Origin of the sequence: Mesorhizobium sp. M1338 (assembly GCF_040318045.1) — a bacterium.
Lineage (GTDB): Bacteria > Pseudomonadota > Alphaproteobacteria > Rhizobiales > Rhizobiaceae > Mesorhizobium.
In genome coordinates, this window is sequence record NZ_JAMYLL010000007.1 from 186,154 (window position 1) to 206,926 (window position 20,773).

Sequence of the window (20,773 nt, forward strand, 5' to 3'; positions counted from 1 at the left end):
CGTCGTGGTCATCATCCAGAATGGCCCACGTGGAGCCACAGCGTGCGAACATGCTAAGACATCAGCCTCGCAACTCAGGGAAAGACCGGAACCTCATGACCGAAGCTGGCAGCCAGGACGAGCCTGATTCAGGCCACGATATGGCGGGGCGCGAGCCTGTACGCCGCATCCCCGACATCATCTCGCTGGTCAAGGATTTCTACGGGGAATTGCGGCCGGCCGAACGCCGTGTCGCCGATGTCGTGCTCGATGATGTCAAATACGCCGTCGACGCCTCAAACGCCGCCCTTGCCCAGCGCGCCGGGGTCAGCGAACCGACGGTGACCCGGTTCTGCCGCGCCATAGGCTGCGAGGGCGTGCGCGACTTCAAGCTGAAGCTGGCGCAGAGCCTCGTCGTCGGTGCGCTCTATCTGGCCAAGTCACCTTCCGTCAGCAACGACAATGGCATGCCGTTCTGGAACGCCGTGTTCGGCGAGGCGCGCCGGGCGCTCCAGGAGGCCGAGCGGCAGCTCGATCCGGCGCAGCTGCAGAAGGCGGCCGAGCTGATCGCCAAGGCGCGCCAGGTCACGGTCTTCGGCCTCGGCGGCAGCTCCTCGGCGCTGGCGCAGGAAACCCAGTACCGGCTGTTCCGCTATGGTATATCGATCAGCGCCCAGTGTGATCCCTATCTGATGCGCATGACCGCCTCGACGCTCAAGCCTGGCGACCTGGTGATCGCCATTTCGGCGACGGGACGCACCCGCGAGGTAATCGAGGCCGTCGAGCTCGCCAAGCACTACCGCGCCAATGCGATCGCCGTGACCGCGCCCGACACCGAGCTCGCGCGCGCCTGCGACGTCAGGCTGACGGTGGCGGTATCAGAATATCCCGACACGCTGAAGCCGACGGCGTCGCGCTTCGCCTTCCTGGCCGCGATCGACCTTTTGGCGGTGGCTTCGGCCTACAAGCTCGACGGCTCGGCCCGCGAGACCGTCCGCCGCATCAAGTACAACGCCCAGATCCACCGCACCGGCAAGGAAATGGAACCGCTCGGGGATTAGTTCTTTCCTTCTCCCCGTTCACGTCCGTTCACGGGGAGAAGGTGGATTGGCGCGCAGCGCCAAGACGGATGAGGGGCAGCGCCGGGTCCGACAGTTACCGTTCCAACACGATTAGACGCACGCAGCAAGAGGAAAGAAATGCTCGAAATAGCACCATCGAAACAGGCCGCCGCATGGCTCGGGTCCTTTGCCAAGGCGCTCGAAGCTGGCGACGCGTCGGCGGCGACCGACCTGTTTGTCGATGACTGCTACTGGCGCGATCTCCTGACCTTCACCTGGAACATCACCACCATGGAAGGCCGCGAGGCGATCGCCGCCATGCTCAAGTCAACGCTGGCGACGACCAGGCCGACGGCGTGGCAGCTGACCGGCGAGGCGACCTCGGACGAGAGCACCGTCGAGGCCTGGTTCAGCTTCGAAACCGCTGACGCTTCGGGAGAGGGCGTCATGCGGCTGCGCGACGGACGCTGCCGGACGCTGTTCACGGCGATGACCGACCTGAAAGGGTTCGAGGAGCGCAAGGGGGCGGAACGGCCGCTGGGCGTGCGCCACAAGGCCGATCCCAGGCGCGAGACCTGGTCGGAAGCGCGGGCGCGCGAGACGCGCGAGCTTGGCACTGATGAACAGCCCTATTGCCTGGTCATCGGCGGCGGCCAGGGCGGCATCATGCTGGGCGCGCGGCTGCGCCAGCTCGGCGTGCCCACCATCGTCATCGAGAAAAATGCCCGGCCCGGCGATTCCTGGCGCAACCGCTACCGCACGCTCGTCCTGCACGACCCGGTCTGGTACGACCATCTGCCCTACATTCCCTTCCCCGAAAACTGGCCGGTGTTCACGCCCAAGGACAAGATGGGCGACTGGCTGGAAATGTACACGCGCGTCATGGAGCTCAATTACTGGGTCGCCACCAAGTGCCTCAGCGCCTCCTATGACGAGGCCGAGAAAGTCTGGACCGTGGTGGTCGACCGCGTCGGCCGGCACACCACGCTGAAGCCGAAGCACATCGTCTTCGCCACCGGCGCCTATGGCCCGCCACGGCGGATCGATCTGCCGGGCGCCGACCAGTTCAAGGGCGAGTTGCTGCACTCCAGCCAGTATGCCAGCGGCGAGAAATTCCGCGGCAGACGCGTCGCGGTCATCGGCGCGGCAAGCTCGGGGCACGATGTCTGCGTCGACCTCTGGGAAAGCGGCGCCGAGGTGACCATGATCCAGCGTTCGCCGACCACCGTGGTCAAGTCGGACACGCTGATGGAAGTCGGCTTCGAGATCTTTTCGGAGACCGCACTGGCACGCGGCATCACCACCGAGAAGGCCGACATGATCGTCGCCTCGACGCCGTTCGCGCTGGTGCCCAAGGGCCAGCGAGCGCTCTACGAGGTGATCAAGGCGCGCGACGCGGCCTTCTACGACCGCCTGCGCGCCGCTGGCTTCGCCATCGATTTCGGCGACGACGAAACCGGCCTTTTGATGAAGGCCTACCGCACCGGCTCCGGCTACTACATCGATGTCGGCGCCTCCGACCTGATCATCGACGGCGAGATCGGCGTCCGCAGCGGCGTCGCCATCAAGTCGCTGACGCCGAGCGGCATCCTGTTCGAGGACGGCTCCGAACTCGCCGCGGACGCAATCATCGCCTGCACCGGCTATCAGTCGATGAACGAGACGGTGGCGGCGATCGTCTCTCGCGAGGTCGCCGACAAGGTCGGCCCCTGCTGGGGCCTCGGTTCGGGCGTGAAGGGCGACCCCGGCCCATGGCAAGGCGAGCTGCGCAACATGTGGAAACCGACCGCGCAGGAAGCGCTGTGGTTCCACGGCGGCAACCTCGCGCTGTCGCGCTTCTATTCGAAATATGTGGCGCTGCAGATCAAGGCACGGATGGAGGGAGTAGAAACGCCGGTTTATGGGCCGGTGAGCAACGCCGGTCGGTGAAGTTCGATCTCCCCCCTTGTGGGGGAGATGGCCGGTAGGCCAGAGGGGGGCGCTGTCCCGCGGCTTATCAACCGACGGCAGCCGCATCTTCGGGAAGGTTCTTGGTTCCGTTGCAGGATGAAGAAGGTTGCGTTCCTTCACGCCCCCCTCTGCCCTGCCGGGCATCTCCCCCACGAGGGGGGAGATTGGCCAATCACTCATGCCGATGCCCGAAATGCCTTGCCGCCACCTCGACATGCGTATGCGACGCATGCGCCCCGAAACGCTCGGTCTCGCTGACATCGTTGACCGTCTCGTTCGGCCACCAGGTGCCGCCGATGGCGATGCCCTCGCAGACCAGCCGCTGATCGGCGACCAAAGACGCACCGACCGCGTCGACGAAGGTGAAGCGGCCCGGCCGCTGCCGCAGCACGGCGACGTCGCCGACGGTGCCGACCGCCAGCGTGCCCAGATCGGGCCTTGCGATCGCCCGTGCCGGCGCCTGTGTCGCGGCGCGCAAGACCTCGACCAGCGGCATGCCGAGCGCCAGCAGCTTCGACATGCAGACCAGGATATCGAAGGCCGGCCCGTCGACGCAGTAGAGATGAACGTCGCTGCTGATCACGTCGGGCGCCAGCCCTTCCTCGAGCATGGCCCGGGCAACGGCGAAATCGAAGGAACCCATGCCGTGGCCGATATCGAAGATGACGCCGCGCTCGCGCGCCAGCCGCATGTCCGGCCGCACCGCGCCGGAGGCGAACACCGGCGCATTGGGAAACGGCCGGAAGCAATGGGTGAGGACATCGCCCTTGCGCAGGCGAGGCAGCACTTCCGAGCGCCCGGGCGGCGGCTCATCGATATGCGCCATCAGCGGCAGGCCGGCCTGGTCGGCGGCCTCCAGCGCCAGGTCGACCGGAGCGATGCCGCTGGTGCCGCCGGCGTGCTTGCCGGAGCGAACTTTTACGCCGACCACGACGTCGCGGTGCTCGCGCACCGCCGCCACAACCTCGCGCGGTTCGCAGAGCCTGAGATCGCTGCACTCGCCGACCGATACCGTCTGCGAGAAGCCGAAAATGCCGGCGAAGGAAATGTTGACATAGGCCAGGATGCGGACCTTCGAGCGCTCCATGACGTGCTGGCGAAAGCCGAGGAAATTGCCTGCTCCCGCACTGCCCGCATCGATGAAGGTGGTGGTGCCGCTCTTGGCGGCCAGCCGGTCGGCATCGACGCCGAGCGAGGTGCCGCCCCAATAGACGTGGCTGTGCAGGTCGACGAGGCCCGATGTGACGATGCAGCCTGCGGCATCGACGACCTGCGCGGCGCGCTCGGCCGGGATATCGGCGTCGATCGCGGCGACCCGGCCATTGGCAATGGCGACATCGCGCGGCGCGTCGATGCCGGCCGCCGGATCGATAAGCCGTCCACCCTTCAGCAGGAGGTCGAATTGCATTGAGTCACCTCCGGTTCGTTGTTTTGCTTCTCAGAGAGGTCGGTACGCGACCGCCTCGACCTCGATCTTGATATCGATCATCAGCCGCGATTCGACCGTGCTGCGGGCCGGCGGGTTCTTCGGAAAGTGCCTCGCATAGACGGCGTTGAAGGCGCCGAAATCGCGCGCGTCTTCCAGCCAGACCGTGGTCTTGACCACATCGTCCAGGGTGCAGCCCGCGAGCGCCAGCGCGGCCCTCACATTGGCGAGCACCTGCTCGGTCTGTTCCGTTATGCCGCCCTTGACCACGATGCCGTCGCTGCCGACGGGAACCTGGCCCGAGACATAGACGAGATCACCGGCCCGCACGGCCGGCGACAACGGTACATGCGACGTTCCAAAACATTGCTTGGGCAAGGGAGGGCCTCCTCTGATGGCAGGGCGGGGTGCCGTGGCGGCGCCCGCTTCGATCGACATTTACCCCGATCGGGGCGATCCTCATAGAGGCCTTGTTGGAAAGCAACATTCTTCCAAATCCATGTTGCTTTATTACAGAAGCGCTTGCATCGTGCGCGCTGGCGGCCCGCCTTGCGGCCGCAACGCCCAGACGCATTTGCCGGACCGGAGACAGCAGGAATGACTTACGACAAGAACCCGTTTCCATCAGGCGATGCCGACCGCCACGCGCTCTGGGAAATGCTGGTTCGGCGCGACATCGACGCCTTCATCGGCCAGGACTGGCCCCTGGTCGAGGGTGATTTCGTCGCTGATAGCTTCTTCGGCATGCACGCGCATTTCCTCAGCAACGCCGATTCATGGCGGCTGCAGTTTCCGAGGCTGGAAATCTATCGCGACGAGTGGCTGCGCCAGGCCAAGGAGACCGCCGCGACCAAATTCGCCGAGCCGCTGCGCGAGGCGCTGTTTCGCGTCACCAACATGCGCGACATCGATGTCGACGGCGACCGCGCCGTGCTGCACAAGAAGTTCGACGGCTCGGTCGCCAAGGCGGACGGCAGCGTCGACAGGCTGAAATGGCAGACGCTGTATTTCTGCACCAAGGTCGCCGGCAGATGGAAGATCGCTGGCTTTGTCGGCTACATGCCGTATCCGCTCGGCGAACCCGCGACATCCTAGGAACAAGCCCGCGCCGGTGGTGGCCGCGAATTGTTGACGCAAATGTTCGCCAATCTGGTCGAGAACGCGCTGCGCCATTGTCCACCGGGCACGTCCATCAGACTGTCGGTGACGCGCCGGGGCGAGCGCGTTAGGAGCCGATCTCCCCCCTTGCGGGGGAGATGCCTGGCAAGGCAGAGGGGGGTGCTGTCCCGCCGACCTGTCGATCTACAGCGGCCACAGGGACGGGAGCAAACTGGCCGAGGCTGGCGATCCTTCACACCCCCTCTGGCCTGCCAGCCATCTCCCCCGCAAGGGGGGAGATCGGCAGCCACTCAGCGGTCGATGCGCGTCGACAGGATGATCGAAGACAGGGTCCGCTCGACCCCGTCCATGGCGCCGATCTGGTCGAGCAGCAGATCGAGATCGCGGATCGACGGCGCGTCGACGATGACGATCATGTCGAAATTGCCGCTGACCGAATGCAGGGTCCTGACTGGTGCCAGCGCGCGCAGGCCGCGCACCACCTTGTCGGCGAGTTTGGGTGTCACGGTGAGCAGCACATGCGCCCGTACCAGCCCCTGCTCATAGTCCGGCGCCAGCCGCACGCCATAGCCTATGATGATGCCGCGTTGCTCCAGCCGCTCCAGCCGGCTCTGCACGGTCGTCCGTGACACGCCGAGCCGCCGCGCCAGTTCGGCGGTCGAGGCGCGCGCGTTCTCACGCAGCAGCGAAAGCAGGGCCTGTTCGGCGTCACTGAGCATTTCAACGATTTCCGTCGGCGGATTGCGTAATCAGAGTTTCGTTTCTAACAATTCCACGCTTCTTTTCGACGGGCAAGCTGCAAAACTCATGCATGTCGCCCAAAAGTGTGCAGCGGTTTTGGGACAACGAGATGCATTAAACAAAAGATGCGAGGGATCGGTCATGAAGAAAATTGTTGTCGTCGGCGCCGGCAAGATAGGCTCGACCATTGCCGAGATGCTTGCCGCCACCGGGGATTATCAGGTCACGCTCGTCGACCGCTCGGCGGCGCAGCTAACTGCCGCCGAAATGCCGGCCACGGTTGCGACGCTGGAGCTCGACATCGAAGCCGCCGGCACGCTGGAAGCGGCCCTCGCCGGCAAGTTCGCGGTGCTGAGTGCCGCCCCCTTCCACCTGACCACGCGCATCGCCGAGGCGGCGGCAAGTGCCGGCGTGCACTATCTCGATCTCACCGAGGACGTCGTCTCGACCCGCCGGGTCAAGGAACTGGCGCGCTCGGGCAAGAGCGCCTTCATCCCGCAATGCGGCCTGGCGCCGGGCTTCATCTCGATCGTCGCCAACGACCTCGCCAGCCGCTTCGACACGCTGGAAAGCGTGCGCATGCGCGTCGGCGCGCTGCCGCAATACCCGTCCAACGCGCTGAACTACAATCTGACCTGGAGCACCGACGGCGTCATCAACGAATATTGCGAGCCCTGCGAAGCGATCGTCGAGGGCGAGCTGGTCGAAGTGCCGCCGCTGGAGGAGCGCGAGGAATTCTCGCTCGATGGCGTCACCTACGAGGCCTTCAACACCTCCGGCGGCCTCGGCACGCTGGCCGAGACGCTGAAGGGCAAGGTGCGCACGCTGAACTACCGCACCATCCGCTACCCCGGCCACGCCGCGATCATGAAGGCACTGCTCAACGACCTTGGCCTGCGCCACCGCCGCGATGTGCTGAAGGACATCTTTGAAAGCGCCCTGCCGGCGACGCTGCAGGACGTGGTCATCGTCTTCGTCACCGTCTCGGGCCGCAAGAACGGCCGCCTGCTGCAGGAGACCTACGCCAACAAGATCTACTCGAAGCGCATTGGTGATACGGTGCGCAGCGCCATCCAGATCACCACCGCTTCCGGCATCTGTGCCGTGCTCGACATGCTGGCCGACGGCAGCCTGCCGGCGACCGGCTTCATCAAGCAGGAAGACATCGCCCTCGACGCCTTCCTCGCCAACCGCTTCGGCCGCGCCTATGCGCAACACGAGATGGTTAGCCGGCTCGCGAGCTGAAGCGGCTGAGCGCCTCCCCCCTTTTGAGGGGGAAAATGGCCGGCAGGCCAGAGGGGGGTCAGTTCGACCGGATGCGACCTTCTGCGACAGATGGAGGTTGGCGATTCACGCGAGGCGACCCCCTCTGTCGCCTTTGGCGACATCTCCCCCTCAAGGGGGAGATTAGCCGTCGAGTTACTTCCGCAAGACCATCGGCCGCCCCAGCAAAAACCGGATGAAATTGCCGGCATTGCGCGAGGCCTTGGCCGAGGTCTGCGGCATCTGCTTTTGCGCGGGCGCTTTTCGGGCAGGCGCGCGCGCCTTTGTTTCGGCACCGGGCCGGCCCACCGTGAAGGCCGGCTCCGCGACCGGCTTGCCGCGCAAGACATTGGCCGCATTGTTGTCATGGATGACGATGCACCATTGAGCCTCCTTAACGGCCGTCCCGACGGTGTTGAAACGCATCGCCATCTTTGTGTGCTCGTCGCAATAGACCCCGTTCATGGCCGGCGATCTCTTTTCGACCAGCGTGCCGAAGGCCGACGTCGGATATTCATGGTGCGTGTAGCCGTTGGTCGCCGCATCGAAATTCTGGCCGTGGGGAAAGGAGATATACAGGGGCTGCTGGTTAACTTCGCCTTTGGCGATTTCCCGGCGCGCGTAAAAGTCGACCCGCTCCATGAAAGTCGGCGCCAGCGCGTCATCGCTGTCGAGCCGCGTCAGCGAAACAAATTCGGCATCCGTGTCGCTTTGGACAAACGCATTGAAGGCAATATTGTGGTTCTGGCCGGCCTCGACTAGGACCGGCCTGACGTCGATCCCGATCACACACTCGCAAACGGATCGAATGTAATTCTCGTGTATCTCGGAATCGAACCCGACCAGGACCGTGAAGCCCTTCAGCGACTGGCCCTCGAGCGAGGGCGCGCAATAGGTGTCGAACAACGCCAACCGCTCGACCAGCCACACAGGGTCGAGATTGGCTCGCCCTTTTCCAGTCCATTGGCTCGGCATGAAGCCGGTGGCGGTGTTGTAGCGAATCGCCACGTATTTCTTCAGGTCGGTGCTCATGGAGCGACATTAGAGCATGGACCCGAAAGGTGGAATCTCGGAAAACATCATACACGACATGAGATGGTGAACCGGCTGGCGGGGCTAGCGAGCTGAGCGCCTAATCTCCCCCCTTGAGGGGGAGATGTCGCCGAAGGCGACAGAGGGGGTCGCCTCGCGTAAAGCGCCAACCTCCATCTGTCGCAAGGAGGGTCGCATCCAGTCGAACCGACCCCCTCTGGCCTGCCGGCCATCTCCCCCTCAAGGGGGGAGATCACACCGTCTCAAATATGCAGCGCGTGCCCCAGCGTCTTCAGCGCTGCTTCCTGGAAGCCTTCGCCCTGGGTCGGATGGGCATGGATGGTGCCGGCGATGTCCTCCAGCCTTGCGCCCATTTCGAGCGCCAGCCCGAATGCCGCCGCCAGTTCCGACACACCCTGCCCGACCGCCTGGATGCCAAGCACCAGGTGATTGTCGGCGCGGGCGACGACGCGGACGAAACCGTCCTCGCCGAGCTTCGTCATGGCGCGGCCGTTGGCGGCGAATGGGAACATGCCGATCTTGATCTCTCCGCCGAGCGCCTTGGCCTCTTCCGGCGACAGGCCTGCCGTCACCAGCTCGGGATCGGTGAAGCAGACGGCGGGAATGGAGCGCTTGTCCCAGCTGCGTTTGTGGCCGGCGATGATCTCGGCGACCATTTCGCCCTGCGCCATCGCCCGGTGCGCCAGCATCGGCTCGCCGGTGACGTCGCCGATGGCAAAAATGCCGCGCATCGAGGTGCGGCACTGGTCGTCGATGCGGATGAATTTGCCCGCCATGTCGAGGTCTATCTGGTCAAGCCCCCAGCCTTCGGTCACCGGCTTGCGGCCGACCGTCACCAGGATCTTGTCGGCGGCGACCCTGGAGCTCTTGCCGTCCGACGTCTCGACCAGCAGCGCGTCGCCCTTGGTCCCCTTGGCCTTGGCACCGGTCATCACCTCGACGCCGAGCGCGTTGAGCCGCTTGACCACCGGTCGGGTAAGCTCTGCATCATACAGCGCCAGCACGCGCGGCAAGGCCTCGACCACGGTCACCTCGGCGCCCATTTTGGCGAAGGCAATGCCGAGTTCCAGCCCGATATAGCCGCCACCGACCACCGCGAGCTTTTTTGGAACCTCGCTTAGCGCCAGCGCCTCGGTGGACGAAATCACCGGCCCGCCGAAGGGCAGGAACGGCAGTTCGACCGGCGCCGAGCCGGTGGCGATGACGATCGCCTCGGCGCGGATCACTTGGCTACCCGTCTCGGTCTCGACCGCGACGGTCTTGCCGTCACGAAAGGTCGCCCAGCCATGCACGGTCTTCACGCCGGCCTTCTTGAGCAGTCCGGCGACGCCGCTGTTGAGCCGGCTGACGATGCCGTCCTTCCAGGCGACTGTTTTGGCAAGATCGAGCCTCGGCGTTATGACCGAGATGCCGAGCGGGCTCTTGCCGCCGGCCATATGCGAGACCTTCTCGAACTCTTCCGCCGCATGGATCAGCGCCTTGGACGGGATGCAGCCGACATTGAGGCAGGTGCCGCCCGGTTTGCCGGCTTCCACGATCACCGTATCGACGCCGAGCTGCCCGGCACGGATGGCGCAGATATACCCGCCGGGGCCGGCGCCGATGACGAGCAGCTTGCAGGAGATTTCTTTCATGGGGTCGGCGTCCTTTTAGTCAGAACTGCAAGTGACACCCTCCTGCCCGGCCTCGCGCCGCCCCTCATCCGCCTGCCGGCACCTTCTCCCCGTATAGTGACGGGGAGAAGGGGGCTGATCGTGACGCTGGCGCCGTCCCTGCAACGTTGGCGATTGGCGAAACCGCCGATGACGGCGTCTTTCTCCCCGTCACTATACGGGGAGAAATGCCCGGCAGGGCAATGAGGGGCGGCGCGGCACTGAATGTGAAGCGACCGAGAAACACGCTGAGAACGCACTACATCCCCCTCAATCCACGAAAATCAGCGCCGGCGTCTCCAGCAGCGTCTTGATGCGCTGGATGAACACCGCCGCGTCCCAGCCGTCGATGACGCGATGGTCGAAGCTGGACGACAGGTTCATCATCTTGCGCGGGATGAATTGGGTGCCGTCCCACACCGGCCGCACCATCATCTTGTTGACGCCGATGATCGCCACTTCCGGATGGTTGATGACCGGTGTCGTCGCCACGCCGCCCATGGCGCCGAGCGAGGTGATGGTGATGGTCGAGCCGGACAGCTCATCGCGCGTCGCCGTGCCGGACTTGGCCGCCTCGGCCAGCCTGACGACCTCGGTGCCGCATTCCCAGATGTCGCGCGCCTCGGCGTGCTTGACCACCGGCACCACAAGCCCCGACGGCGTCTGGGCCGCGATGCCGATATGGATGCCGCCATGCTGGTGGATGACGCCGGCCTCGTCGTCGAACAGCGAATTGAGATTGGGCTGGTCCGATATCGCCTTGACCATCGCCCGCATCAGGAACGGCAGCAGCGTCAGCTTCGGCCTCTCCACGCCCGGGCGCTTCTCCTTGTTGAGCGCGGCGCGCAAATCTTCCAGCGCGGTGACGTCGATCTCCTCGACATAGGTGATGTGAGGGATGCGCGACTTGGACAGCGTCATCTTCTCGGCGATCTTGCGCCTCAAGCCCACCACCTTGATGTCCTCGACGGCATCGTTGCGAGCGAGGCCCGGTGCCCTGGCAACCCGCGGTCCGCGTGCCAGGAAAGCCTCGATGTCCTCATGACCGATGCGGCCGGCCGGGCCGCTTCCCGCAACTTGCCTCAGATCGACGCCGGCCTCCTTCGCCCGCAGGCGAACAGCCGGCGAGGCCAGCGGCTTTTCGCCTTCGGGACGGGGGGCGCCGACAGGCCCGACAACTGCGGATGTCGGCGCAGTACCCCCACCCCTAGCCCCTCCCCACAAGGGGGAGGGGGACTCGGTCTCTACCGCCCGTATACCGGTATCTGATTCCCTGGCGCCCGTGGTTCTTGGCGCATTCTTGGATGTGGCCGACTTGGCGTCGGCCTTCGTGGTTGAAACGCGTCCCCCTCCCCCTTGTGGGGAGGGGTTAGGGGTGGGGGTGCTCTTGGCGCCCGCTTCAGCTTCTTGCGGCCCCGCACCCTCCGCATTGCCCTCGCCCGCCACCTTCAGCCGCACGATCGGCGAGCCGATCGCCACCGTGTCGCCGATCTCGGCGCCCAGCCACAGGATTTCGCCATCGACGGGGGACGGGATTTCGACCGTCGCCTTGTCGGTCATGACGGCGGCAAGCACGCTGTCCTCGCGCACGATGTCGCCGACCTTGACATGCCATTCGACGAGCTCGGCCTCGGCGACACCCTCGCCGACATCGGGCAGCTTGATGATGTGCTCGCCCATGTCAGGCCTCCATGGTTTCGATGAGAGCGCGGCCGACCCGGGCGGGACCGGGGAAATAGTCCCATTCCTGCGCATGCGGATAGGGCGTGTCCCAGCCGGCGACCCGCGCCACCGGCGCCTCCAGATGATAGAAGCAGTTTTCCTGCACCAGGGCCGACAGCTCGGCGCCGAAGCCGGAGGTCAGTGTCGCCTCGTGGACGATGACGCAGCGTCCGGTTTTTTTCACTGAAGCCACGATGGTGTCGAGGTCGAGCGGCAGCAGCGTCCTGAGGTCGATGATCTCGGCATCGATGCCGGTTTCCTCGACCGCGGCCTGCGCGACATAGACCATGGTGCCGTAGGCCAGCACGGTGATGGCAGAGCCCGCCCGCCGGATCGCCGCCTTGCCGAGCGGCACGGTGTAGTGGCCGTCGGCGACCTCGCCGAGCTCGTGCTTCGACCATGGCGTCACCGGCCGGTCGTGATGGCCGTCGAACGGACCGTTGTAGAGCCGCTTCGGCTCCAGGAAGATCACCGGATCCGGATCCTCGATCGCCGCGATCAAAAGCCCCTTGGCGTCATGCGGGTTGGACGGCACCACCGTCTTCAGGCCGGACACATGGGTGAACAGCGCTTCCGGGCTCTGGCTGTGCGTCTGGCCGCCGAAAATACCGCCGCCGGTCGGCATGCGCACCACGATCGGACAGGTGAAATCGCCGTTGGAGCGGTAGCGCAGCCGCGCCGCTTCCTGGGTCAGCTGGTCGTAGGCCGGATACATGTAGTCGGCAAACTGAATCTCCACGCACGGCTTCAAGCCATAGGCCGCCATGCCGATGGCCGAGCCGACAATGCCGGATTCGCTGATCGGCGTATCGAAGCAGCGGCTCTTGCCGTATTTGGCCTGCAGGCCTTGCGTGCAGCGGAAGACGCCGCCGAAAAAGCCGACATCCTCGCCGTACACGACGACGCGGTCGTCGCGCGCCATCGACACGTCCATGGCGTCCCGAATGGCCTCGATCATGGTGCGTCTTGGCATGGCTCAGACTCCCGCCTGCTGACGCTGGCGCCGCAGATGCGGCGGCATTTCGGCGTAGAGCCCTTCGAACATGTCGCGCGTCGACGGCTTGCCGCCGGCATGCAGCGTGCCGTGGCTTTCCGCTTCCTTCTGCGCCGCGATCACCGTGTCGAGGATCTCCGCCTCGGCCTGCGCGTGCCGCTCCTCCGACCAGACGCCGAGCGCGATGAGATGGTTCTTCAGCCGCACGATCGGGTCGCCGAGCGGCCAGGCGTCGGATTCGGTCTTCGGCCGGTAGGCGGACGGGTCGTCCGAGCTCGAATGCGCGCCGGCGCGGTAGGTGACATATTCGACCAGCGTCGGCCCGAGATTGCTGCGCGCCCGCTCCGCCGCCCATTTGGCCACCGCATGGACGGCGAGATAGTCGTTACCGTCGACACGCAAGGACGGGATGCCGAAGCCAAGGCCTCTGGCGGCGAACGTGCCCGAGCCGCCGCGCGCGATGCCCTGGAAGGTCGAGATCGCCCACTGGTTGTTGACGACGTTGAGCACGACGGGCGCCTTGTAGGTGGAGGCGAACACCAGCGCCGAATGGAAGTCGGACTCGGCCGTCGAGCCGTCGCCGATCCAGGCGGCGGCGATCTTCGAATCGTTCGAGATCGCCGAGGCCATCGCCCAGCCGACCGCCTGGATGTACTGCGTCGCCAGATTGCCGGAGATCGAGAAGAAGCCGTGCTCCTTCGACGAATACATGATCGGCAATTGCCGGCCCTTCAGCGGGTCGGCCTCGTTGGAATAGATCTGGTTCATCATCGTGACCATCGGATAGCCGTCGGCGATGAGCAGGCCGGCCTGCCGGTAGGTCGGGAAATTCATGTCGCCGGGTTCGAGCGCCTTGCGGAAGGCACAAGCCACGGCCTCTTCGCCCAGATGCTGCATGTAGAACGAGGTCTTGCCCTGGCGCTGCGCCATCTGCATGCGGGCGTCGAAGGTTCGCAGCGTCATCATGTGGCGCAGGCCCGCCAACAGCTCGTCGCTTGAAAGCAGGCCGGCCCAAGGGCCGACGGCTTCGCCGGCGCGGTTCAGCACGCGGATGATCGAGAAGGCATGATCCCGGATGGTGCGCGGATCGACAGAGATTTCGGGGCGCGGCACCGAGCCGGCCTTCGGGATCGGCACATTGGAAAAGTCAGGCGTTCCGCCCGGCCGCACTTCCGGCTCCGGAACGTGAAACCGCAACATCCCAGCATCGGCCATGACCTTTGTCCTCCAATGTTGCCTGGTGCGGATAGTTGCATATCTGCACGGCCAGACCAGTGCGAATTCGTCGGGCAAGCCTGCGCAAGTCGGTCCCGGACGCGCCGGCCGATCTAGCCTCCCGCGCACCAGGATGAAGATATGTCGCCGAAATTTCTTGTCGATGTTGGGCGGTGAAGCGCAATTAAGGGGAAGGTTGGGCTGGGTTTGTCGCCAGATAAGGCGATTTAGGGGGCAGAGCCTAGCGGCCTTCCTTCTCCCCTTGTGGGAGAAGGTGTCGCCGAAGGCGACGGATGAGGGGTGTTCCAGGGAACGCCAACGCCTCACTTCGCTGGAACACCCCTCATCCGTCTCGACGCTGCGCGCCGATCCACCTTCTCCCACAAACAAGGGGGAGAAGGAAAAGTGCGGTCAGTGCCAATCGTCGTTCACCCCGCCCCCGCATCATGCTAACCAACCCGCCATGGCACAGAAGAAAGCTTACGAGGTCGATGGGTGGCTGGCGCGGCCGGACCAGCGCATCTCCATTGTCCTGCTTTATGGTCCCGATCGCGGCCTCGTCTCGGAGCGGGCGAAGGCTTTTGCCGGCAAGACCGGCCTGCCGCTCGATGATCCCTTCTCGGTGGTCCGGCTCGAGGGCTCGGAGGTCGACCGCGACGAGGGCCGCCTGCTCGACGAAGCCCGCACCGTGCCGATGTTTTCAGACCGGCGGCTGCTCTGGGTGCGCAATGCCAGCGGCCAGAAGGCGCTGGCCGACGACGTCAAGGCGCTGACGGCGGAGCCCGCGCGGGACGCGATCATTCTCATTGAGGCCGGCGACCTCAAGAAGGGCGTCGGGCTGCGCGCCATCGTCGAGGCGGCGGACAACGCCATGGCGCTGCCATGCTACGCCGATGAAGCCCGCGACATCGACGCCGTCATCGACGACGAACTGCGCAAGGCCGGCATGTCGATGACCATGGAGGCGAGACAGGCACTGCGCCGCAATCTTGGCGGCGACCGGCTGGCCTCGCGCGGCGAGATCGAAAAGCTCATTCTCTACGCCCACGGCCAGCAGGAAATCGGACTGGAAGAGGTCAAGGCGATGTCGGGCGACGTGTCCGGCGCCTCTTTCGACGACGCGGTCGACGCGCTGCTCGAAGGCAAGATCGGCGACTTCGACACCGCCTTCACCCGCCATTGCCAGTCCGGTGGGCAGCCCTTCCTGGTGCTGTCCTCGGCGATGCGGCAGCTGCAGCAAATCCAGGCCATGCGCGGCCAGATGGATTCGGGCGGCCGCAATGCAGCGTCCGTCGTTGCCGCCGCCCGGCCGCCGGTCTTCTTCTCGCGCCGCAAGCTGGTGGAGAAGGCGCTGGAGCGCTGGAACACCGACGCGCTCGGCCGTGCGCTGACCCGGCTGCAGACGGCGGTCCTGCAGACACGACGGCGGCCCGATCTTGCCGTGGCGCTGGCAAGACAGGCGCTGCTTGGTATCGCCGTGGAAAGCAGCCGGCTGGCGCAGAGGTAGTTCGTTGAGGCAGGCCGCTGACTATCGATGTCAGCGCCGCCCCTCATTGTCCTGCCGGACATTTCTCCCCGTATAGTGACGGGGAGAAAGACGCTGGCCGCAACGCCGACGCCCTTCTTGCAAGGCGGATGATTGGGCGAAGTCGCCGAGCGTCCCTCGCCCCGTTTGCGGGGAGAGGATGCCGGCAGGCAGGTGAGGGGCGGCGCAAACGCTCCAAAAGCAAGGGATGAGAGGAGTCCGTGCGCGGGAGCGCCTACTCTCGGGAGTCCAACAGTGGCCGATTATTCGCCGGCTAATTACCGCTCCTGCTTCAGCCGTCTGCACAGTTCGTCAAGCTGCTCAAGCGACCGGTATGCTATGCGCAGCACGCCGCCCTTGCCCTTGTGATCGACCGACACGATCATGCCGATCGTATCGGTCAACAGCTTCTCCAGCGCCAGCGTGTCGGCGTCTTTCTGCTCCGGATTCGGCGCCGGCTTGGCTTCCTTCGTGCCGCCGGCCGGCATCTGCGCCAGTGCTTCGGCCTGGCGTACCGAAAGTCCCTCTTCGACGATGCGCTTGGCAAGGCCGGCCGGATCTTCCGCCGTCACCAGCGTGCGGGCGTGCCCCGCCGACAGCGCGCCGTCGACGAGCATGTCGCGGATCACGTCCGGCAGCTTCAGCAGCCTGAGCGTGTTGGCGACATGGCTGCGGCTCTTGCCGATCACCTGACCGAGATCGGCCTGGGTGTAGCCGTGCTCGTCGATGAGCTGCTGATAACCAAGCGCTTCCTCGACCGCGTTGAGGTCGGTGCGCTGCACGTTCTCGATGATCGCCAGTTCCAGGGCCGTGCGGTCGTTGACCTCCCGGATGATGACCGGGATCTCGGACAGCCCGGCGCGCTGCGCCGCGCGCCACCGGCGCTCGCCGGCGATGATCTCGTAGCGGCCGGCCTGTGTCGGCGACGGCCGCGCCACCACCGGCTGGACGACACCATGCTCTCGGATCGACTGGGCAAGGTCCGTCAGCTCGGCGTCGCCGAAATGGCGGCGTGGATTTTTCGGATTGGGGGTCAGGAACTCGATCGGCACCTTGCCGTCGGCGCTCATGCCAGGCTTTTCCGGTGCTTCCGGACGGTCGATCTCGCCGATCAGTGCTGCCAGCCCGCGGCCCAGTCTCTTTCTCGAAAGGTCGTCGCTCATCTTTGTTCCAAAGCCCCGTCTATTCCAGAAGCGATCGTTTCGGTATCGAATTGGTTTTTAGCCATGCATCCGATCCAATCAAGCGGCGCGCAATTTACGCTCGCGGCGGATCACTTCCGACGCCAGCTGCAGATAGGCCTGGCTGCCCGAGCATTTCAGATCGTAGAGGATAGCCGGCTTGCCGTAGGACGGCGCCTCGGACACCCGCACATTGCGCGGAATGACGGTCTCGTAGACCTTGTCGCCCATATGCGCCCGCACATCCTGCACCACCTGGTTGGCGAGATTGTTGCGGCCGTCATACATGGTCAGCACGATGCCCTGGATAATAAGGTCCGGATTGATCGAGCGACGCACCTGTTCGACCGTCTCCAGCAATTGGCTGAGGCCCTCCAGCGCGAAGAACTCGCACTGCAGCGGCACAAGGACAGAATCGGCGGCTGCCATTGAATTCAACGTCAAAAGGTTGAGCGAAGGCGGGCAATCGATCAGCACATAGCCGAAGGGCGCCCCGCGCTCGGTCGCGGCGCGCAGCGCATTGCGCAGCTTGAGCACCCGGTCCGGCGCCGAGGCTATTTCCATTTCGATGCCGAGCAGGTCGAGCGTCGACGGCACGATCGACAGACCAGGCACCGCCGTCGGGATGGCTGCGGCTTCCAGTTCCAGCTCCCCCGTCAGCACATCATAGGACGAGACCGTCCGATCCTTGCGGTCGATGCCGAGGCCGGTGCTGGCATTGCCTTGCGGATCGAGATCGACGATCAGCACCTGTTCGCCGATCGCGGCCAGCGCGGTCGCCAGGTTGATGGCGGTGGTGGTCTTGCCGACGCCGCCCTTCTGGTTGGCTACGGTGATGATTCGGGGGCCATTCTTCATCATGGGTCTATGCCAGAAATTCATTTTTGAGTCGTCGCCTGGAGCAGATCAGACAGGTCGCAAGTTCGACAATTCGAGGATGACGCCGCTGGCGTCGGTCACACTTGGATGTTCTACCAGATCGAAGGACCATCGGTGAACGCTTTCTTCCACTTCGGCGCGGTAATCCCGGCCTTTGTGGAACAGGCCGCGCGCGCCTGACGTCAGCCAGGGCGCCGACAGGTCCAGCAACGTCGAAAGCGAAGCCAACGCCCGCGCCGTGACGATTTGCGGTGTCGAAACAAGTGCATGGCTGTCATCGATGCGGCGCGCCACGACCCGCGCCGGCAGGCTGAACTGCCCGACGACAGCCTGCAGGAAGGATGCTTTTTTGCGATTGCTTTCAACCAGATCGATGCTGGCGCCGTCACGCTCAACAAGCAGGAAAGCCATGACAAGGCCCGGGAATCCGCCGCCCGAACCGAGATCGACCCAGCGCGTCGCCCGAGGCTCGATTCGCGCCAACTGCGCACTGTCCAGGATGTGACGCCGCCAGACATCGCCAGCCGTCGATTGCGCAACGAGATTGATGCTGCGATTCCATTTCTGGAACAACTGCTCGAACGCCACCAGCCGATCGAATGTTTCACGTGAAACCGGGCCTGCCGCATCTTGCAGGCTCTCTAGGGAAAAAGAGCTCACGCAACATCCTTTTGCAGGCGCTGGGCGCTCTCCGCGTGGCGGACATGCGCGACGATGATCGCCAGCGCCGCCGGTGTCATGCCTTCCATGCGCTGGGCATCGGCGATGGATCGCGGCCGTCGCGCCTGCATCTTCTGCTTCAACTCGTTGGACAGGCCCGGCACACCGGCGAAATCGACTGTTTCAGGGATCAACCGGCTCTCCTCATGCCGGATCTGCGCCACATCGGTCTTCTGGCGATCCAGATAGACCGAATATTTCGCTTCCGTTTCAAGGCGTTCCGCCGTCTTGCCGTCTATTTCCGCAAAGCGTGGATCGACACGCACCAGCCAGGCCACATCGACATCGGGATAGGACAGCAACTCGTAGCCGGACCGGCGCACGCCATCCCGGTTGATCTCCAGCCCGTGCCGCGCCGCTTCATTGGGGGTCAGGGTGAGCGACTTCACCAGATCCCGCGCCTCATCGAGGCGCCGCATGACACTCTCGTAGCGCTGCATCCGCTGCGTCGAGGCAATGCCCAGTTTCGCGGCCAAGGGCGTCAGCCGCTCGTCCGCATTGTCGGCGCGCAGCGACAGCCGGAACTCGGCCCGCGAGGTGAACATCCGGTAGGGTTCGCTGATGCCGCGGCTGGTCAGGTCGTCGACCATCACGCCGATATAGGCTTCGGTGCGGCTGAGCACGATCTGCTCGCTGCCTGACGCGCGCCGTGCCGCATTGAGGCCGGCGAGCAGGCCTTGCCCGGCCGCCTCTTCATAGCCGGTCGTGCCGTTGATCTGCCCGGCGAGGAAGAGACCGTTGATGCGCTTCGTCTCCAGCGTCTGATGCAGCTCGCGCGGATCGACATGGTCATATTCGATGGCATAGCCGGGCTGCAGCATGACTGATCCCTCCAGCCCAGGAATGGTTTTGAGGATATCGAGTTGCACATCCTCAGGCAGCGAGGTCGAAATCCCGTTGGGATAGACCGTATCGTCATCGAGCCCTTCCGGCTCGAGAAAGATCTGATGGCCGTCCCTGTCGCCGAACTTGACGATCTTGTCCTCGATCGACGGACAATATCGCGGACCCACGCCTTCGATCGAGCCGGAATACATGGCGGAGCGACCGAGATTGGCGCGGATCAGTTCATGCGTGGCCGTCGTCGTGCGCGTGATGCCGCAATCGATCTGCGGTGTCTCGATGCGGTCGGTCATCAGCGAAAACGGCACCGGATCCACGTCCGCGGCCTGCTTTTCCAGCGATGCCCAATCGATGGTCCGACCATCGAGCCGTGGCGGCGTGCCGGTCTTCAGCCGGCCGAGCTTGAAGCCCGCGCGACCCATCGTCGCCGACAGGCCGATGCTCGCCTGCTCGTTCATTCGGCCGGCGACAATCTTCTTCTCGCCAATATGGATAAGCCCGCGCAGGAACGTTCCGGTCGTCAGAACGACCGCCCCACAAGCGAGCCGTCGGCCGTCGGCCAGGAGAACGGCCGCTATCTGGCCATCGGCGATTTCAAAGTCCAAAACCTCGCCTTCGACCACGTCGAGGTCGTTCTGCTGCCGAATCGCTTCCTGCATGGCAAGGCGATAGAGCTTCCTGTCGGCCTGGGTGCGCGGTCCGCGCACTGCGGGACCCTTGCGGCGATTGAGCAGGCGGAACTGGATTCCGGCAGCATCCGCCACCCGACCCATCAGGCCGTCCATGGCATCGATTTCGCGAACCAGATGGCCCTTGCCGAGCCCGCCGATCGCCGGATTGCAGGACATCACCCCGATCGTGTCGAAGCGCAGCGTTACAAGCGCGGTCTTCGCACCCGCGCGCGCGGCCGCGCTCGCCGCCTCGCACCCCGCGTGGCCGCCGCCCACCACAACCACATCATAGTGATCGGTCATTTCCAAACGTCCCTGACTCAAATGAATGAGGGGACACATGTCCCCGCCAGGCAGCGCTGTCAAGAAAACTCCGCGACGCGTTTCACGTGAAACAGCCTTATAGCGTGTCCACTCAGCGTTTCACGTGAGTCGGCGTACCGACTGTTTCACGTGAGTCACCCGAGTGGTACTGTGCAGGGGTTCAGTGGATTCGAGGACGGCAGCCACGTTTCATCGTTCGCTTTGGCCACCATCATAGACATTCGTGACCGCCGAAGCCTCCACGCGTTCGTCATCCACGGGCGGAGCAAGGAGCGTAAGCGACGAGCGCAGACCCGAGGATCCATGCCGTGATGTTAGTCAAAGAGCGCAGCGGAGCAGGATTCGGCACCCTAGCAACGCTTTGGAGTCGCGGCATGGCAACTGTGTTCATGCGAAAGCTTTTTTGTCTCGAATGATGGCGTTTAGGACGACGAGAAGCTTCCTTGCGACGGCGA

17 protein-coding genes are annotated in these 20,773 nt (G+C 64.7%); 5 read left to right on the forward strand and 12 right to left on the reverse strand.

Annotated elements, in window-relative coordinates; genetic code table 11:
- The first annotated feature begins 95 nt into the window (after positions 1 to 95).
- The gene (locus NKH19_RS10125; protein WP_352866545.1) at positions 96 to 1,040 is read left to right on the forward strand and encodes a MurR/RpiR family transcriptional regulator; all 945 of its coding nucleotides are present in this window, start codon (positions 96 to 98) and stop codon (positions 1,038 to 1,040) included.
- Between the two features lie 138 nt (positions 1,041 to 1,178).
- Entirely contained in the window at positions 1,179 to 2,969 is a 1,791-nt protein-coding gene (locus NKH19_RS10130) for an NAD(P)-binding domain-containing protein (protein WP_352866547.1), read from the forward strand.
- 193 nt (positions 2,970 to 3,162) lie between these two features.
- Here NKH19_RS10130 and NKH19_RS10135 read toward each other — a convergent pair whose 3' ends face one another.
- Positions 3,163 to 4,398 carry an amidohydrolase/deacetylase family metallohydrolase gene (locus tag NKH19_RS10135; protein ID WP_352866550.1) on the reverse strand — a complete coding sequence of 412 codons (1,236 nt, stop codon included), beginning with the start codon at positions 4,396 to 4,398 and terminating at the stop codon, positions 3,163 to 3,165.
- Positions 4,399 to 4,428: 30 nt separating this feature from the next.
- The gene (locus tag NKH19_RS10140) at positions 4,429 to 4,794 is read right to left on the reverse strand and encodes a RidA family protein (protein WP_352866553.1); all 366 of its coding nucleotides are present in this window, start codon (positions 4,792 to 4,794) and stop codon (positions 4,429 to 4,431) included.
- 219 nt (positions 4,795 to 5,013) lie between these two features.
- Here NKH19_RS10140 and NKH19_RS10145 point away from each other — a divergent pair, with 219 nt between their 5' ends.
- Positions 5,014 to 5,511, forward strand: a complete 498-nt coding sequence (locus tag NKH19_RS10145) for a hypothetical protein (protein ID WP_352866555.1) — start codon at positions 5,014 to 5,016, stop codon at positions 5,509 to 5,511.
- Between the two features lie 314 nt (positions 5,512 to 5,825).
- Here NKH19_RS10145 and NKH19_RS10155 read toward each other — a convergent pair whose 3' ends face one another.
- A complete protein-coding gene (locus NKH19_RS10155; protein WP_352866558.1) occupies positions 5,826 to 6,254 on the reverse strand; it encodes an Lrp/AsnC family transcriptional regulator in 429 nt (142 codons plus the stop codon).
- A gap of 163 nt (positions 6,255 to 6,417) precedes the next feature.
- Here NKH19_RS10155 and NKH19_RS10160 point away from each other — a divergent pair, with 163 nt between their 5' ends.
- Positions 6,418 to 7,521 (forward strand): saccharopine dehydrogenase family protein, encoded by a 1,104-nt coding sequence (locus NKH19_RS10160; protein ID WP_352866561.1) that lies wholly within the window; start codon positions 6,418 to 6,420, stop codon positions 7,519 to 7,521.
- 174 nt (positions 7,522 to 7,695) lie between these two features.
- Here the strand turns inward: NKH19_RS10160 and NKH19_RS10165 are convergent, their stop codons facing one another.
- From NKH19_RS10165 to NKH19_RS10185, 5 genes are all read right to left on the reverse strand, one after another.
- Positions 7,696 to 8,571 (reverse strand): glycosyltransferase, encoded by an 876-nt coding sequence (locus NKH19_RS10165; protein WP_352866564.1) that lies wholly within the window; start codon positions 8,569 to 8,571, stop codon positions 7,696 to 7,698.
- Positions 8,572 to 8,834: 263 nt separating this feature from the next.
- Positions 8,835 to 10,226, reverse strand: coding sequence for a dihydrolipoyl dehydrogenase (lpdA, locus tag NKH19_RS10170; RefSeq protein WP_352866567.1), 1,392 nt, complete (start codon positions 10,224 to 10,226; stop codon positions 8,835 to 8,837).
- A 288-nt stretch (positions 10,227 to 10,514) separates the two neighbouring features.
- Positions 10,515 to 11,924, reverse strand: coding sequence for a dihydrolipoamide acetyltransferase family protein (locus NKH19_RS10175; protein WP_352866570.1), 1,410 nt, complete (start codon positions 11,922 to 11,924; stop codon positions 10,515 to 10,517).
- 1 nt (position 11,925) lies between these two features.
- On the reverse strand, positions 11,926 to 12,939 hold the full coding sequence (locus NKH19_RS10180; RefSeq protein WP_352866572.1) for an alpha-ketoacid dehydrogenase subunit beta: 1,014 nt from the start codon (positions 12,937 to 12,939) through the stop codon (positions 11,926 to 11,928).
- Between the two features lie 3 nt (positions 12,940 to 12,942).
- Complete coding sequence (locus NKH19_RS10185; RefSeq protein ID WP_352866575.1) at positions 12,943 to 14,175, reverse strand: 3-methyl-2-oxobutanoate dehydrogenase (2-methylpropanoyl-transferring) subunit alpha; 1,233 nt, start codon at positions 14,173 to 14,175, stop codon at positions 12,943 to 12,945.
- A gap of 463 nt (positions 14,176 to 14,638) precedes the next feature.
- Here NKH19_RS10185 and holA point away from each other — a divergent pair, with 463 nt between their 5' ends.
- Entirely contained in the window at positions 14,639 to 15,682 is a 1,044-nt protein-coding gene (gene holA / locus NKH19_RS10190; protein ID WP_352874019.1) for a DNA polymerase III subunit delta, read from the forward strand.
- A 296-nt stretch (positions 15,683 to 15,978) separates the two neighbouring features.
- Here the strand turns inward: holA and NKH19_RS10195 are convergent, their stop codons facing one another.
- From NKH19_RS10195 to mnmG, 4 genes are all read right to left on the reverse strand, one after another.
- A complete protein-coding gene (locus tag NKH19_RS10195) occupies positions 15,979 to 16,863 on the reverse strand; it encodes a ParB/RepB/Spo0J family partition protein (protein ID WP_352874017.1) in 885 nt (294 codons plus the stop codon).
- A gap of 78 nt (positions 16,864 to 16,941) precedes the next feature.
- Positions 16,942 to 17,742 carry a ParA family protein gene (locus tag NKH19_RS10200; RefSeq protein WP_352874015.1) on the reverse strand — a complete coding sequence of 267 codons (801 nt, stop codon included), beginning with the start codon at positions 17,740 to 17,742 and terminating at the stop codon, positions 16,942 to 16,944.
- A 45-nt stretch (positions 17,743 to 17,787) separates the two neighbouring features.
- Positions 17,788 to 18,420, reverse strand: coding sequence for a 16S rRNA (guanine(527)-N(7))-methyltransferase RsmG (gene rsmG, locus NKH19_RS10205; RefSeq protein WP_352874013.1), 633 nt, complete (start codon positions 18,418 to 18,420; stop codon positions 17,788 to 17,790).
- Positions 18,417 to 20,297 (reverse strand): tRNA uridine-5-carboxymethylaminomethyl(34) synthesis enzyme MnmG, encoded by a 1,881-nt coding sequence (gene mnmG, locus NKH19_RS10210; RefSeq protein WP_352874011.1) that lies wholly within the window; start codon positions 20,295 to 20,297, stop codon positions 18,417 to 18,419. Before mnmG ends, rsmG begins: the two co-directional genes overlap by 4 nt.
- Positions 20,298 to 20,773: the final 476 nt, after the last annotated feature.